The 15,499-nt window shown below is 59.3% G+C and carries 14 protein-coding genes; 2 read left to right on the top strand and 12 right to left on the bottom strand.

Translation table 11 applies throughout. The features are described 5' to 3' along the window. Positions 1–154 precede the first annotated feature (154 nt). The 12 genes from LUB09_RS06980 to LUB09_RS06925 form a co-directional block, all read right to left on the bottom strand. Complete coding sequence (locus tag LUB09_RS06980; RefSeq protein ID WP_057006164.1) at positions 155–922, bottom strand: TerC family protein; 768 nt, start codon at positions 920–922, stop codon at positions 155–157. A 68-nt stretch (positions 923–990) separates the two neighbouring features. Then, the gene (locus LUB09_RS06975; protein ID WP_209986922.1) at positions 991–2,298 is read right to left on the bottom strand and encodes a CitMHS family transporter; all 1,308 of its coding nucleotides are present in this window, start codon (positions 2,296–2,298) and stop codon (positions 991–993) included. 323 nt (positions 2,299–2,621) lie between these two features. Further along, positions 2,622–4,583, bottom strand: coding sequence for a DUF7844 domain-containing protein (locus tag LUB09_RS06970; RefSeq protein WP_231422156.1), 1,962 nt, complete (start codon positions 4,581–4,583; stop codon positions 2,622–2,624). Next, on the bottom strand, positions 4,580–4,900 hold the full coding sequence (locus tag LUB09_RS06965; RefSeq protein WP_209986930.1) for a DUF2388 domain-containing protein: 321 nt from the start codon (positions 4,898–4,900) through the stop codon (positions 4,580–4,582). Before LUB09_RS06965 ends, LUB09_RS06970 begins: the two co-directional genes overlap by 4 nt. Positions 4,901–4,917: 17 nt before the next feature. Further along, on the bottom strand, positions 4,918–5,235 hold the full coding sequence (locus LUB09_RS06960) for a DUF2388 domain-containing protein (protein ID WP_231422154.1): 318 nt from the start codon (positions 5,233–5,235) through the stop codon (positions 4,918–4,920). 109 nt (positions 5,236–5,344) lie between these two features. Next, entirely contained in the window at positions 5,345–5,665 is a 321-nt protein-coding gene (locus LUB09_RS06955) for a DUF2388 domain-containing protein (RefSeq protein WP_057006161.1), read from the bottom strand. 337 nt (positions 5,666–6,002) lie between these two features. Further along, positions 6,003–6,218, bottom strand: coding sequence for a DUF1127 domain-containing protein (locus tag LUB09_RS06950; RefSeq protein WP_003233780.1), 216 nt, complete (start codon positions 6,216–6,218; stop codon positions 6,003–6,005). 318 nt (positions 6,219–6,536) lie between these two features. After that, positions 6,537–8,030 (bottom strand): acetyl-CoA hydrolase/transferase family protein, encoded by a 1,494-nt coding sequence (locus LUB09_RS06945; protein WP_209986935.1) that lies wholly within the window; start codon positions 8,028–8,030, stop codon positions 6,537–6,539. A 178-nt stretch (positions 8,031–8,208) separates the two neighbouring features. After that, positions 8,209–9,645 (bottom strand): NAD(P)(+) transhydrogenase (Re/Si-specific) subunit beta, encoded by a 1,437-nt coding sequence (locus tag LUB09_RS06940; protein ID WP_231422153.1) that lies wholly within the window; start codon positions 9,643–9,645, stop codon positions 8,209–8,211. Then, a complete protein-coding gene (locus LUB09_RS06935) occupies positions 9,645–9,965 on the bottom strand; it encodes an NAD(P) transhydrogenase subunit alpha (protein ID WP_025854291.1) in 321 nt (106 codons plus the stop codon). The genes LUB09_RS06940 and LUB09_RS06935 overlap by 1 nt, the downstream gene beginning before the upstream one ends. Positions 9,966–9,980: 15 nt before the next feature. After that, a complete protein-coding gene (locus LUB09_RS06930; protein ID WP_209986943.1) occupies positions 9,981–11,102 on the bottom strand; it encodes a Re/Si-specific NAD(P)(+) transhydrogenase subunit alpha in 1,122 nt (373 codons plus the stop codon). 451 nt (positions 11,103–11,553) lie between these two features. Beyond that, positions 11,554–12,453, bottom strand: a complete 900-nt coding sequence (locus LUB09_RS06925) for a LysR family transcriptional regulator (RefSeq protein WP_209986947.1) — start codon at positions 12,451–12,453, stop codon at positions 11,554–11,556. A gap of 157 nt (positions 12,454–12,610) precedes the next feature. Here LUB09_RS06925 and LUB09_RS06920 point away from each other — a divergent pair, with 157 nt between their 5' ends. Next, on the top strand, positions 12,611–13,792 hold the full coding sequence (locus tag LUB09_RS06920) for an acyl-CoA dehydrogenase (protein WP_057006156.1): 1,182 nt from the start codon (positions 12,611–12,613) through the stop codon (positions 13,790–13,792). A gap of 13 nt (positions 13,793–13,805) precedes the next feature. Next, a complete protein-coding gene (locus tag LUB09_RS06915; protein ID WP_231422151.1) occupies positions 13,806–15,026 on the top strand; it encodes a CaiB/BaiF CoA transferase family protein in 1,221 nt (406 codons plus the stop codon). Positions 15,027–15,499 lie beyond the last annotated feature (473 nt).

The following is a 15,499-nucleotide window of genomic DNA, read 5'->3' as shown; positions in this document are numbered from 1 at the left end:
AGGTGCCGCGTGCCGTTCTACGTCTTGTACTTAAGCTGTAGTTGGCGAATAGGCTCCGCGCCAGCATCGCATAGCTACATCAGGGATTGAAACAAAACTGTCATAAGGAGCGCTCCCACGCGGAGTGTGGGAGCGTTCAGCAGCGGCTCGGGGATTATTGACCCGGAACATCCTTGCGCAGTTTCACTGGGTCCTGCTGTTTCTTCTTTTTCGCGATGGCGGTACGCATCTTGATGTTGACCGCTTCCACCGCCAGTGAGAACGCCATGGCGAAGTAGACGTAGCCTTTTGGCACGTGCACGTCGAAGGATTCGGCGATCAGCACGGTACCCACCACCAGCAGGAACGACAGCGCCAGCATTTTCAGCGACGGGTGCTTGTCGATGAACGCGCTGATGGTGCCGGCCGCCAGCATCATCACCAGCACCGCGACCACAATCGCCGCGACCATCACCGGCACATGGGAGACCATGCCGACGGCGGTGATCACCGAGTCCAGGGAGAACACGATGTCGATGATCGCGATCTGGATGATGGTGTAGATGAACTTGCCACCCTTGCCACCGGGTTCGTCCTGGGATTCGTCTTCACCTTCGAGGGCGTGGTACATCTCCTGGGAGCTTTTCCACAGCAGGAAAAGGCCACCGAAGAACAGGATCAGGTCGCGACCGGAAATACCCTGGCCGAACACCACGAACAGGTCGGCCGTGAGCTGCATGACCCAGGTGATCGACAGCAGCAACAGGATGCGCGTGACCATGGCCAGGGCCAGGCCGAAGATCCGGGTGCGCGCCTGCATGTGCTTGGGCATGCGACTGACCAGGATCGAAATCATGATGATGTTATCGATGCCCAGGACGATCTCGAGGGCCGTCAGGGTGAAGAAGGCAATCCAGATTTCCGGATTGGTCAGCCATTCCATGTGTATTCCTTTGAGCAAATGTTAAACCGCGCAAGCTGCAGCGCCGCGCGGTGAGTGAGTCGGCAGGATTATAGAGTGCTGAACAGCGGAAAAATCCCCATCAGCAATGCGGCGAACATTATGCACAGGCATACCAGCACTGCCCACTTCAGGGTAAAGCGCTGGTGATCGCCGAATTCGATACCGGCCAGAGCCACCAGCAGGTACGTCGAAGGCACCAGCGGGCTGAGCAAGTGCACCGGTTGGCCAACGATCGAGGCGCGGGCCATTTCCACGGCGGTGATGCCGTAGTGGCTGGCGGCTTCGGCCAGTACGGGCAGCACGCCATAGTAGAACGCGTCGTTGGACATGAAGAACGTGAACGGCATACTCACCAGCGCGGTGATCACTGCCAGGTAAGGACCCAGGGCTTCCGGGATGACCGCCAGCAGGCTCTTGGACATGGCGTCGACCATTCCGGTGCCCGACAGGATGCCGGTGAAGATACCGGCGGCGAAGATCAACCCGACCACCGCCAATACGCTGCCGGCATGGGCGGCGACGCGGTCTTTCTGTTGTTGCAGGCACGGGTAGTTGACGATCATGGCGATACTGAACGCCACCATGAACAGCACCGGCAGCGGCAACAGGCCGGCGATCAGTGTGCACATCAGGCCCAGGGTCAGCGCGCCGTTGAACCAGATCAGCTTGGGACGACGGGCGTCGGGGAATTGCGACACGCTGATGTCGCTGTGGTCGATGTCGTCGCCCTGCAGGTGCAGCTCACCCAGGCGTGCACGTTCGCGCTTGCCGTACATATAGGCGATCACCAGGATCGCCACTATGCCGGCAGCCATGGCCGGAATCATGGGTACGAAGATGTCGGACGGGTCCACATGCAGCGCGCTGGCGGCACGGGCGGTCGGGCCACCCCAGGGGGTCATGTTCATCACGCCACCGGCGAGGATGATCAGGCCGGCCATGATCCGCGGGCTCATGCCGATGCGTTTGTACAGCGGCAGCATGGCTGCCACGCAGATCATGTAGGTGGTGGCGCCGTCACCGTCGAGTGACACAACCAACGCCAGCACGGCGGTGCCCACGGACACTTTCAGCGGGTCGCCCTTGACCATCTTGAGGATCTTGCGCACGGCCGGGTCGAACAGGCCGGAGTCGATCATCAGGGCAAAGTAGAGGATGGCGAACATCAGCATCACGCCGGTCGGCGCAAGCTTGGTGATGCCTTCGAGCATCATCGGGCCGATCTTCGGTGCGAAACCGCCGAACAGCGCGAACAGGATCGGCACGATGATCAAGGCGATCAGCGCGGACAGGCGCTTGGTCATGATCAGGAACATGAACGTGATGACCATGGCAAAGCCAAGGAAAGTCAGCATAGGGATACTCCAGGCGTAGCGCGGCTAGGGAATGGCGAACCGGTTGGGGTCAGCGCAGAACGAAAGGCACGAGGCGTACGGGGGGAGTGAGGGCAAGCAGGCGGTTACTAGCGGACATCAGGGATCACCATTGTTGTTGTTAACAGTCGGTCTGTTGCCGACAGTGAGGGCGATCCTAGACGCGTAAGCTTTCAGCCAGCTTTCGCCGGGGAAACGGGGGACACACGGTAAAAAATTTCACACTGCTTGAATTTATATAGCCTGGCTTTATGTGGGAGGGAGCAAGCCCCCTCCCAGATCTGGATTGTGGTGCAACACAGGGTCTACGGCAGTTCAAGGCCGCCAGCGGCTTTATGGAGGCTGCGCAGGTGCTCGCCGACTTGCTTGAGATTCGCCTCGCACGCGGCGATCTCGGCGGCGCGGGATGGCTCCAGCAGCGCCCTCACCTCTTTATCCAGCTCGCCAGTCAGCGATTGCAGTTGTTTCTGGCGTTCGGCGCTCTCCGATTCAAGACGCTTGGCTTCCGACGGCTGCGGCAGACCGTAACCGCTGCTGCCAAGCAGCTCCGCCGGGCGGCTGAGGAAGCCGCTGTTGGCGAGGATCTGTTGCAGCGTGGCGTTGGCCTTCTCCATGCCACCGTTCTTCAACTCGCGGGCACCGAGGTAGCGTTGTTTGACTTCGTCCTGCGCCAGCATCAACTGTCTGCGAAAGCTGGCCTGCTCCAGCAGCAGCAACGCGGCGCTGGTGCGCAGGTCGGCCTGGTCGAACCATTGACGGCGCTCCTGGGCACTCAGCGACAGCCAGTCTTCGACCTCGGTCTGCTTGATCGGCAGGTATTTGCGCAGCACATCGAACATCGCCTGGTAGCGCTCACGGAACGAGTCGAAGTGGTAACCCAGGCGCAATGCCTTGCGTTTGTCGTCCAGTACGCTGGTGTCCGCCAGGCCCCGGGCTTGCAGCACTTCGAGCAGGCCATTGGGGGTGATGTTGTCCAGCCCGGTCAGTTGCGGGTTGGCGCTGCCGCTGCGCAACAGCTTGAGGCTTTCGACGGCGCAGTTGTTGGAGATGAAGAAATAGTTGCCGTCGTAGCTCCAGTGCATCTCGGCGGCGTGTTCGACGGTGTCGTTGATCTCCTGGCGCGACAGCTTCAACGGTACGGAGGCCAGGCCGCGCAGCTCGGTCTTGGTGTACTCGTCGATCACCTGGGCCAGCGGCAGCACGAACAGGCGTGACGGGTACTTGCCCACCAGACCGTCCCAGCTCGACAGTTGTACGTCACCGACGAATGCGCGGTAGGACAACACCAGATGCTGGTCCAGGTCCAGCCGACAATCCGGGCCACGAGGGCGCCCGGGGGCGCAGATCACCAGACGCAACATGCTATGACCCCAGCGGCTGACCAAATTCTGGTTGGCTTCGGCGAGCAGGTAGTCGATTTCGTAGACGCGCTCGGGATCGACGTGGCCCAGTGGCGTTTTGGCAAAGTCATTGCCGGCGTTGAGGAAGGCGTAGGTCTTTTCGCAGGCGTCCTGCTGGGGGGGCGCCCAGCCGAAGTGTTCTTTGTAATAGCGGAACAGCGAAGGGCGACGGCAGGCGTAGCTTGGGTCGAGGAGGAAGTACTCCATGTTGACCGCCACGAACTCCAGCGGGCTGGTGGTTTCGTAAATGTCCGGGCTGCGCGCGATCTGGCGGTTGTGCTGTTCGCGTTCGCCGCGACGGCCCACATATTGCGGCCAGCCAGCGATGTCCAGCAGGCGTGGATCATCGCTGAGGGTGAAGCGGCGGTTGTTCTGACCCCGGCATTGGTCAGGCAGGCCGATCAGACCGGTGATGCTGTTCTGGCGGCTGCAGCGGTTGATCAGCGCGCGCTCGTCTTTGGACCACAGGCGCGCACGGTCGTAGATGTGGGTCAGTTCATGCAGCACGGTGGCGAGCATTTCCCGGCGCACGGTGCCGTGGGGGCGATGGGTCTTCCGGGTGGCAGCGCTGCCGTCGGTGAGGCTGGCGAGCAGGTTGCGGTTGAGGTCGAGCTCGGACACCAGCGAGGCCTGGCCGTAAGCGTTTTCGGGCATCTGGTCGGTCCAGCCGACATCGATGCGGCGGTCCAGTTGCTCGATAAAACGGGGCGGCAAGGCGCGCATCGCTTCATCGAGCAGTGCCTGGCTGGCCTGCTGTTCGGCGGGGCTCAGGCCTTCGGTCTTGAGCCGCAGTTGCAGGCTGGCCTGGGCTGCGCCGCTACACAGCAGCACAATCCCGGCCAGGAGCCAGGCGAGCAGGCGCCTCACAGAGCGAGAATAGCTTCGGCGAGGGTCTGGTCAGTGGCGTCGCGGGCTTCGGGCACGCGGGTGCGCAGGGTGTCGAAGGCGGCTTCGAGTTGTGCGCCGCGGATCTCGCCATGGGTGGCGACGAAACTGGCAGCATCATCGTGGGCTTCACGCACGACTTTGGAGTCGCGGATGGAGGTGGTGGTGTCCGAGGTGAAGTCGATGGTGCGCGCTGAGGCACGGACGACGATGTTACTGGTGGCCTTGAGGGTTTGCGCCTGGGCGACATCCGCCAGGAACAGCAGGCCGAGGACGGCGACGATCAGCGGGCTACGCATGGAATGGCTCCAGAATATTAAGATGATGATTGGACGAGAATTGCCTGCGCCAGTTCAAGGTCGCTTGCATGAAGTTTTGGCCGGGTGCGGCGCAGGTAATCCAGCGCAGACTCCAGGCGTGCGCCCCGCCATTGGCCGTCAGTGGCAATGAAAGCGGCAGCATCATCCCGTGCGGCCAGTACTCTTTTTCTGTCGAAGGGGGCGGACGTCACCTTGCTGGTGGCGTACACGCTGACGACGGTGCTCTGCACGGTCACGTCAAAGGCCGAAGCCAACGGTGACCAGCCAGCACACATCAACGCGGCAACAGTGAACAGGCGGTAAGAAAAAGCCATGGGACTCGACGCTTGATAACGAGCGCCAAGGCTAGCGCAATGCCCCGGCGAGAGCCAGCGCAGCGGCGTTTGGGAGCGGCTGGCGCTCCCTTTTCCTATACCGCGGTTATCAGATAGCCAGGATCGCCTGGGCCAGTTGTGCATCGGTTGCGGTATTGAGCTGCGGCGCCTGTTGGCGGATCTGCGCCAGGGCGCTCTCCAGCTTCACGCCACGGATAGCACCTTCACTGGCGACAAAACTGGCGGCGTCGTCACGGGCGGCGCGTACGACTTTGTTGTCGCGCAGGGAGGACGTGGCGTCGGAGGTTGCATCGGATGTGGCTTTCAGCGCGCCGACGATGGAATCGGTGGTGACGATAAAGCTGCTGGCGTGAGCATTGGCGGCCACAACGAGAAGCGTGGCAGCGCTCAACAGACGAAGACGGGACATGGGGTGACTCCTGTGGATGAACAATCAAGGTGGCGCAAGACCTCTGCGCTGTGGGCAATGTTGCCATCGAGCAATCAGACGTCAGCTCTGCACGGTTCGCCACGTAGTAGCGGGATATTAGGCTGCCGCTTGAGTGTTCGGGTAATTTTATATCGCTGCTTTAATTGTACTGGTGCTTTTTTAGTTTATAAGAACTGTACTATTTTCGAAGTAAATCGTTTTCAGATCCAAACGCCGAATACAACAAAACCCGCCTCCGGTCTCCCGGGGCGGGCTTTGTTTTGACAAATCAGATTGCTGGCGTTGGACCCGGAAGGTCAGGGCCAGCGAGCGCCAATCAGCGCCAGAACGGCTTGCTCAGCTCTTCGTAGCGTTGAGCTTCGCTGATACCGGCGTCAGCCAGCAGACGCGAATCCAGGCGAGCCAGTTGATGGCGGCTGGAGATGCGGCGCTGCCACAACATCAGGTTGGCCAGAACGCGCAAAGGCATGGAAGCCTGGTTATTTACAGCTTTTTCTTCGAAGAACAGTTCGGAACTGAGTGTACGTTCCATGATTGCATCCTTCCGCTTATGGCGGGATTAGGTAGTGGTTTAACTGATGCCAATGATCCTCCTCGGGCGCAAGACTCTCCAGATACAGTTCACCTGTATTGTGAGGGCCCAGTTAACTGTTTAAAGGTGCTGTACTGTACGGAAATGGGGCAACTGTACCTGTCCGCACTGAAACAGTGCGAAATAAGTAATTTCGAGCTGAGGCGTAGGATATTTCGGTAGGAAATGACCAGTACAGCAGTACAGTTTTTTACATAAGTGCGGGCGTTGGCTGCGAGCTGAGCAAACTGTGTTTGCATCAGCTCGAATCTGTATCCATCACGCCTTGAGCATATGCCCGGTTTCTTCCAGGTTAATGTGCCAGCTCAGTGCTTCGCGCAGGATGTGCGGCGTATGCCCGCCGATAGCGCAGGCAGCTTCAAAGTAACGGTTGAGGGCATCGCGGTACGCCGGGTGCACGCAGTTGTCGATGATCACCCGCGCCCTTTCCCGTGGCGCCAGGCCGCGCAGGTCGGCCAGGCCGACTTCGGTCACGAGGATATCGACGTCATGCTCGGTGTGGTCCACATGGCTGACCATCGGCACCACACTGGAAATCGCGCCATCCTTGGCAATCGACTTGGTGACGAAGATCGCCAGATGCGCATTGCGCGCGAAGTCGCCGGAGCCGCCGATGCCGTTCATCATGCGCGTGCCGCAAACGTGGGTGGAGTTGACGTTGCCGTAGATGTCGAACTCCAGCGCCGTGTTGATACCGATAATACCCAGGCGCCGCACCACTTCAGGGTGATTGGAAATCTCCTGTGGGCGCAGTATCAGCTTGTCCTTGTAGTGTTCCAGGTTGCCGAATACGTCTGCATTGCGACGTTCCGACAAAGTGATGGAGCTGCCGGAGGCGAAGCTCAGCTTGCCGGCGTCGATCAGGTCGAATGTCGAATCCTGCAACACTTCCGAATACATGGTCAGGTCTTCGAACGGCGATTCGATCAGGCCGCACATCACCGCGTTGGCGATATTGCCGATGCCGGCCTGCAGCGGGCCGAGCCTGTTGGTCATGCGCCCGGCGTCGACTTCCTGCTTGAGGAAGTTGATCAGGTGATCGGCGATGCCCTGGGTGTCGCTGTCCGGTGGCGTCACGGTCGAAGCCGAATCCGCCTGGTTGGTGATGACGATGGCGACGATCTTTTCCGGTGGAATCGGAATCGCGGTACTGCCGATGCGATCGTCGACATTCACCAGCGGGATCGGTGTGCGGGTCGGTCGGTAAGTCGGGATATAGATGTCGTGCAACCCTTCCAGATTCGGGTTGTGCGCCAGGTTGATTTCGACGATTACCTGTTTGGCGAAAATCGCAAAGCTGGCCGAGTTGCCCACCGACGTGGTGGGCACGATATGCCCCTGCTCGGTGATGGCGATCGCTTCGATCACGGCAATGTCCGGCAACTTGAGCTGGTTGTTGCGTAATTGCTCGACGGTTTCCGACAGGTGCTGATCGATGAACATCACTTGGCCGGCGTTGATCGCCTTGCGCAGGGTGCTGTCGACCTGGAACGGCATGCGGCGGGACAGCACACCGGCTTCGGTCAATTGCTTGTCCAGGTCGTTGCCCAGGCTGGCGCCGGTCATCAGGGTGATTTTCAGCGGTGAAATTCTGGCGCGTTCGGCCAGGGCGTGGGGCACGGCCTTGGCTTCGCCGGCGCGGGTGAAGCCGCTCATGCCGACGGTCATGCCGTCCTCGATCAGTGCGGCGGCGTCGGCCGCGCTCATGACCTTGTTCATCAATGAAGGCAAGCGGATACGATCACGGTACATGGATAGTTATCTCGGGCTACGGAGGCAAGGTGCGCAGTTTAGTCATTTCAAAAAGTTTCGGCGCGCTACCATGGTCGCATGCCAACGCTTGATGTAGAGCCTTTGGTCGGTTTTACCCGCGCATTAAAAAACCCCAGCCTACGACAGGCCGGGGTTTGGTGTGTTGCGCTGGAGCAGGTTATTCGACGGCCTTCACCATATCTTCAATGACTTTTTTGGCATCACCAAAGACCATCATGGTCTTGTCGAGGTAGAACAGTTCGTTGTCCAGCCCGGCATAGCCGCTGGCCATCGAGCGCTTGTTGACGATGATGGTTTTGGCCTTGAATGCCTCGAGGATTGGCATGCCGGCAATCGGCGAGTTCGGGTCGTTCTTGGCGGCCGGGTTGACCACGTCGTTTGCGCCCAGCACCAGCACCACGTCGGCCTGGCCGAACTCGGAGTTGATGTCCTCCATCTCGAACACCTGGTCGTAAGGCACTTCCGCCTCGGCCAGCAGTACGTTCATGTGCCCTGGCATACGGCCGGCCACGGGGTGGATCGCGTACTTCACGGTGACGCCGCGGTGGGTGAGCTTCTCGGTCAGTTCCTTGAGCGCATGCTGCGCGCGTGCCACGGCCAGGCCGTAGCCTGGGACGATGATCACGGTGTCGGCATTGGTCAGCAGGAACGTCGCGTCGTCGGCCGAGCCGGACTTCACCGGGCGCGCTTCTTTCGACCCTGCCGCCGCACCGGCATCCGGCGCATTGCCGAAACCGCCGAGCAGCACATTAAAGAAGGAACGGTTCATGGCCTTGCACATGATGTACGACAGGATCGCGCCGCTGGAGCCGACCAGCGAGCCGGCGATGATCAGCATCGAGTTGTTCAGCGAAAAGCCGATACCTGCCGCCGCCCAGCCGGAATAGCTGTTGAGCATCGACACCACCACCGGCATGTCAGCGCCGCCGATGGGGATGATGATCAGCACGCCCAGTACAAACGCCAGGGCCAGCATCAGCGCGAAAGCTGTGAGGTTGCCGGTGAGCATGAACAGCAGGCCCAGGCCCAGTGTTGTCAGACCAAGCACCAGGTTCAGCTTATGCTGACCGGCGAACTGTACCGGCGCGCCCTGGAACAGGCGGAATTTGTACTTGCCCGACAGCTTGCCGAAGGCGATCACCGAACCGGAGAAGGTGATGGCGCCGATGGCTGCGCCGAGGAACAGTTCCAGGCGGTTACCGGCAGGAATCGCATCACCCAGTTGTTTGACGATACCCAGCGATTGCGGCTCGACCACAGCGGCAATTGCAATAAATACCGCAGCCAGGCCAATCATGCTGTGCATGAACGCCACCAGCTCTGGCATCTTGGTCATTTCCACGCGCTTGGCCATGATCGAGCCGGCGGTGCCGCCGATCAGCAGGCCGACGATCACATAGCCGATGCCGGCCGTCGCGAGTTCAGCGCCGAGCTTATAGATGAGGCCCACGGTAGTGAGTACCGCCAGCGCCATGCCGAGCATGCCGAACAGGTTGCCGCGTCGTGACGTGGTGGGGTGCGACAGGCCTTTGAGGGCCTGGATGAAACAGATCGACGCGATCAGGTAGAGCGTCGTCACCAGATTCATGCTCATTATTTCTGCACCTCTTCTTTAACCTTGGGCGCTTTCTTCTTGAACATCTCAAGCATCCTACGAGTCACCAGGAAACCACCGAACACGTTCACCGCCGCCAGGGCCACGGCCAGGGTGCCCATGGTCTTGCCCAGCGGCGTCACCGTGAGGGCGGCGGCCAGCATGGCGCCGACGATCACGATTGCCGAGATCGCGTTGGTCACCGCCATCAATGGCGTGTGCAGCGCGGGTGTAACGTTCCAGACCACGTGGTAACCGACATAAATCGCCAGCACAAAGATGATCAGGTTGTAGATACCCGGGGAGATAAGCTCTTCCATTGTCTGAATCCCTGCTTAGGCGTTTTTGCGGATGACTTGGCCGTCGCGGCACATCAGGCACGCGGCGACGATGTCGTCTTCGAGGTTGATTTCAAACTGCCCTTCCTTGGTGAACACCAGCTTCAGGAAGTCCAGCAGGTTGCGCGCGTACAGGGCCGAGGCGTCGGCGGCCACGGCGCCGGCGAGGTTGGTCGGGCCGCAGATGATCACGCCGTTTTCCACGACGACCTGATCGGCGACGGTCAGTGGGCAGTTGCCACCCTGGGCGGCGGCGAGGTCGATAACCACCGAGCCAGGCTTCATCTGCGCAACGGTCTCGGCGCTGAGCAGGGTTGGCGCCTTGCGGCCGGGGATCAGGGCGGTGGTGATGACGATATCGGCCTGTTTGGCGCGTTCATGCACGGCCAGGGCCTGACGCTGCATCCAACTGGCGGGCATCGGGCGGGCGTAACCGCCGACACCGACCGCGCATTCGCGTTCTTCATCAGTTTCGTAGGGCACGTCAACGAACTTGGCACCGAGGGACTCGATTTGTTCTTTTACTGCCGGACGCACGTCGGACGCTTCGATCACCGCACCCAGGCGTTTCGCTGTCGCGATGGCCTGCAGGCCTGCGACGCCGGCGCCAAGGATCAACACGCGCGCCGCTTTCACGGTGCCTGCGGCGGTCATCAGCATCGGCATGAAGCGCGGGTAGTGGTGCGCGGCCAGCAACACGGCCTTGTAACCGGCGATGTTGGCCTGGGAGGACAGCACGTCGAGGCTTTGGGCGCGTGATGTACGCGGCGCCGCTTCGAGGGCGAAGGCAGTGATGCCGTGCCCGGCTAGCCTGGCGATGGTTTCGTTGCTGAACGGGTTGAGCATGCCCACCAGGACGGTGCCACTTTTGATCAGCGCCAGTTCGCTGTCGCTGGGTGCCACGACCTTGAGAATCAGCTCGGCGCCAAAGGCATCGTTGGCACTGCCAATGGTTGCGCCGGCCGTTTCATAGGCGCTGTCGACGATGCTGGCCTTGGCGCCTGCTCCGCTTTGCACCGTGACCTTGTGGCCCTGGCCGATCAGCTTCTTGATGGTTTCCGGGGTGGCAGCCACCCGCGTTTCACCGGTCTGGGTTTCGAGAGGAACACCAATGTGCACGTCAAATCTCCTGCATGATCTTTTTGCTTTTGATCTTTTTGTAAAAAGGCCAGTGCACCGCGAGTGGCGCAACTGGGGCGGCCGATCAGCACGACCCCGCAGAAATGACAGCGGGGCGCGGCATTTTGCAGGCGAACTTTACGGCCTTCAAGGGATTATGACGGGTGACGAATAATTAACTACAAGTCACCGTGTGACTGATTGTCGCAATATGATGGATTAACCTGTTCAACATCATATAGTTAGACGGGTAACTGTGTTTATAGCGTGTTTTTTCAGGACTGCTATGAAACGTCGTGGATTGAACATTGAGAGTCGCTGCAACCCTTGAAAATAATGAGGTTGAAGCTTTTTTTGGACGGGGAATACAGTCGACTTAATTGCGACATATAAATATATCTGTAGGGCTTTACAGTATTTGACTACAAGGTCAGTAAATTACTGTTTTCCTTTAAATGCTGGGGCTGTAGCGCCGTGACTGCTCAATCAGCCAGTCTCTGAAAGCGTGTAATGAGGCAGATCCGACCTTTCTCTCGGGAATCATGAGGAAATAGGCTTTGGTGCTGGCCAGCGCTTCAGGGTTGGCGATCACCAATCGCTGTTCTTCAAGCTCTCGCTGGATAAGGAAGGGCGGAATCAGGGCGATGCCCATGTCATGCATGGCTGCCTGGGACAGCATCGAGAACAGCTCGTAACGGGGGCCTGTCATGTCGCGAGGTACATTCAGCTGTTGGGCGTTGAACCACTGGCGCCAGGCATAAGGGCGGGTGGTCTGTTGCAGCAGCGGCCGTTCCGCTATTTCCTGCGGGCTGAAACATTTGCGCGTGCCGAGCAGTCCTGGGCTGCAGACCGGCACGGGGTTTTCGCCCATCAACCTGTGGGATTCGGTACCGGACCAGTCGGCGTCGCCAAAGTAGATGGCCGCGTCGAATTCCGTGTCGGCAAACAGGAACGGGCGCGTACGGTTGGTCAGGTTGACGGTGACTTCCGGGTGCTGGTGCTGAAAGTCCTTCAGGCGGGGGATCAGCCATTGCGTACCAAAAGTCGGCACCACGGCCAGCTCGATGACATTGGTGCCCTGCTGGCCCATCACCGACAAAGTGTCGCGTTCTACGGCATCCAGTTGCGTGGCAACTCTGCGGCTATAGGACAGCCCGGCTTCCGTTAACTTGACGCCGCGTCGCGAGCGACGGAACAGCTCGACACTCAAAAACTCTTCAAGGCTGGCAATCTGTCGACAAATGGCGCCCTGAGTAATGGAAAGCTCGTAGGCCGCCTTGGTAAAGCTCTCGTGACGGGCCGCGGCTTCGAAACTGACGAGGGCGGTGGTGCTGGGGATTTTTCTGCGCATGTACCGTGCTCTCACATCAAAGGCGCGTCTGCGGCGATCTTGAGTATTACGAAGTGACAAATTATCACAAGGCTATGCGGAAACCTCGTTTGCCGTCTCCTCTTGCCCGACCTACGCTGCATGCACGACTTCTGAATCTCTCACCGAGGACTTATTCATGGCTGGCAAGGCAAGCTTCAACTGGATCGATCCGCTTCTGCTGGATCAACAGCTCACCGAAGAGGAGCGCATGGTGCGCGACACGGCCGAGCAATTCGCGCAGGACAAGCTGGCGCCGCGCGTTCTTGAAGCCTTCCGCCATGAAAAGACCGACCCTGCCATCTTCCGTGAAATGGGCGAGACCGGATTGCTCGGTGCAATGATTCCCGAGCAGTACGGTGGCAGCGGTTTGAATTACGTCAGCTACGGGTTGATTGCTCGCGAAGTGGAGCGTGTCGATTCGGGTTATCGCTCGATGATGAGTGTGCAATCGTCACTGGTCATGGTGCCGATCAATGAGTTCGGCACCGAGGCGCAGAAACAGAAGTACCTGCCGAAGCTGGCGTCCGGCGAGTGGATCGGCTGTTTTGGCCTGACGGAACCTGACCATGGTTCCGACCCTGGCGCGATGATTACCCGTGCACGCAAAGTGGAAGGCGGCTACAGCCTGACCGGCGCCAAGATGTGGATCACCAATAGCCCGATCGCGGATGTGTTCGTGGTGTGGGGCAAGGACGATGCCGGTGATATCCGTGGATTTGTATTGGAGAAAGGCTGGAAGGGCCTGAGTGCTCCGGCGATTCACGGCAAGGTGGGGCTTCGGGCTTCCATCACCGGTGAGATCGTGATGGAAAACGTATTTGTGCCGGAAGAGAACATTTTTCCCGACGTGCGCGGTTTGAAAGGGCCTTTTACGTGCCTCAACTCGGCGCGCTACGGCATTTCGTGGGGCGCATTGGGTGCCGCGGAATTCTGTTGGCACACCGCGCGCCAATACACCCTTGATCGCCAGCAGTTCGGGCGACCGTTGGCCGCCACCCAGTTGATTCAGAAGAAGCTGGCCGACATGCAGACCGAAATCACCCTGGCCTTGCAAGGCTGCCTGCGTCTGGGGCGGATGAAAGACGAGGGCACGGCTGCGGTCGAGATCACATCGATCATGAAGCGCAACTCGTGCGGCAAGTCTTTGGATATCGCGCGTATGGCGCGGGATATGTTGGGCGGCAACGGGATCTCCGATGAGTTCGGGGTGGCGCGTCACCTGGTCAATCTTGAGGTGGTCAACACCTATGAAGGCACCCACGATGTGCACGCTCTGATTCTTGGGCGTGCGCAAACCGGTCTCCAGGCTTTCTATTAATAGGAGCATGGGCATGGGCGCGCTTTCGCATTTACGGGTACTGGATTTATCGCGAGTGCTTGCAGGCCCTTGGGCTGGGCAGATTCTTGCGGACCTTGGGGCTGAGGTGATCAAGGTTGAGCGGCCGGGTAAGGGTGATGACACCCGCGCGTGGGGGCCTCCGTTCCTTAAGGACGCATACGGCGAGAATACGAGTGAGGCGGCGTATTACCTGTCGGCTAACCGCAATAAGGAGTCGGTGACCATCGACTTCACCCGGCCGGAGGGGCAGAAGCTGGTACGTGAGCTGGCGGCCAAGTCCGACATTCTGATCGAGAATTTCAAGGTGGGTGGTCTCGCCGCGTATGGGCTGGACTATGAGTCGCTCAAGGCGATCAACCCGGAGCTGATTTATTGCTCGATTACGGGGTTTGGTCAGACGGGGCCGTATGCGTCGCGCGCGGGCTATGACTTCATGATCCAGGGGTTGGGTGGGCTCATGAGCCTGACCGGCCGGTCGGAGGATGATGAGGGGGCGGGGCCGGTGAAGGTTGGGGTGGCGTTGACGGACATTCTGACGGGCCTTTACTCAAGCGTGGCGATCCTGGCGGCGCTGGCGCACCGCGACCACGACGGTGGGGGACAACATATCGATATGGCGTTACTGGATGTGCAGGTGGCTTGCCTGGCCAACCAGGCGATGAATTATCTGACCACAGGTGTTTCGCCCAAACGCCTGGGTAATGCTCATCCAAACATCGTGCCGTATCAGGACTTCCCCACGGCCGACGGCGATTTTATCCTGACGGTGGGTAATGACGCGCAGTTTCGCAAGTTCGCTGAAGCTGCCGGGCAGTCGCAGTGGGCGGATGATGCGCGTTTCGCCACCAACCAGATGCGGGTGGCCAACCGAGCGCAGTTGATCCCGTTGATTCGCCAGGTCACCGTTTTCAAGACGACAGCCGAGTGGGTGTCATCGCTGGAGCGTGTCGGTGTGCCGTGTGGGCCGATCAATGATCTTGCGCAGGTGTTTGCCGATCCGCAGGTCAAGTCGCGTGGTCTGGCGATGGAGCTGCCTCATGTACTGGCCGGCAGAGTGCCTCAGGTTGCCAGCCCGATGCGGCTGTCCAAGACGCCTGTTGAATATCGCAGCCCCCCTCCTCTATTAGGGGAGCATACGGCCCAGGTGCTGCAGGCTTTGTTGGGGATGAGTCCTGAGAAAATCGCTGTTCTGAAAGAGGCTGGCGTTATCTGACCTTTCTCTTCTATATAGAGGAGTGGGTAATTGATGACTTTTTAATCAACCTCAACTAATTGATAGGGAATGCAAATTTAGGGGTTGACGGCAGATTCTGGACGTCTATAATTCGCCCCACTTCCGGCGCAGTCGAAACGGAAAACTCCTTGGTAAACAAGTAGTTATGCAAGATTCGACAGCGAGTTGCTTCAGTTCATCGAAGTCCGGAAGAAGTTGATAGTGCGGTGTTGTCTGGCGCTATTAACGTTTCGATCTTCTCGATCTTCTCGATCTTCTCGGTCGAAAGCGGAGAAAAAGAGGTGTTGACAGCAGCGTGTAACGCTGTAGAATTCGCCTCCCGCTAACGAGAGATCGGAAGCGCAAGTGGTTGAAGTTGTTGAAGAATTCTTCGAAAGCTTCTGAAAATAATCACTTGACAGCAAATGAGGCTGCTGTAGAATGCGCGCCTCGGTTGAGACGAAAGATCTTAA

The sequence above is a fragment of the Pseudomonas sp. Leaf59 genome (assembly GCF_920984685.1).
Lineage (GTDB): Bacteria > Pseudomonadota > Gammaproteobacteria > Pseudomonadales > Pseudomonadaceae > Aquipseudomonas.
This window is presented reverse-complemented; position numbering and strand designations above follow the sequence as displayed.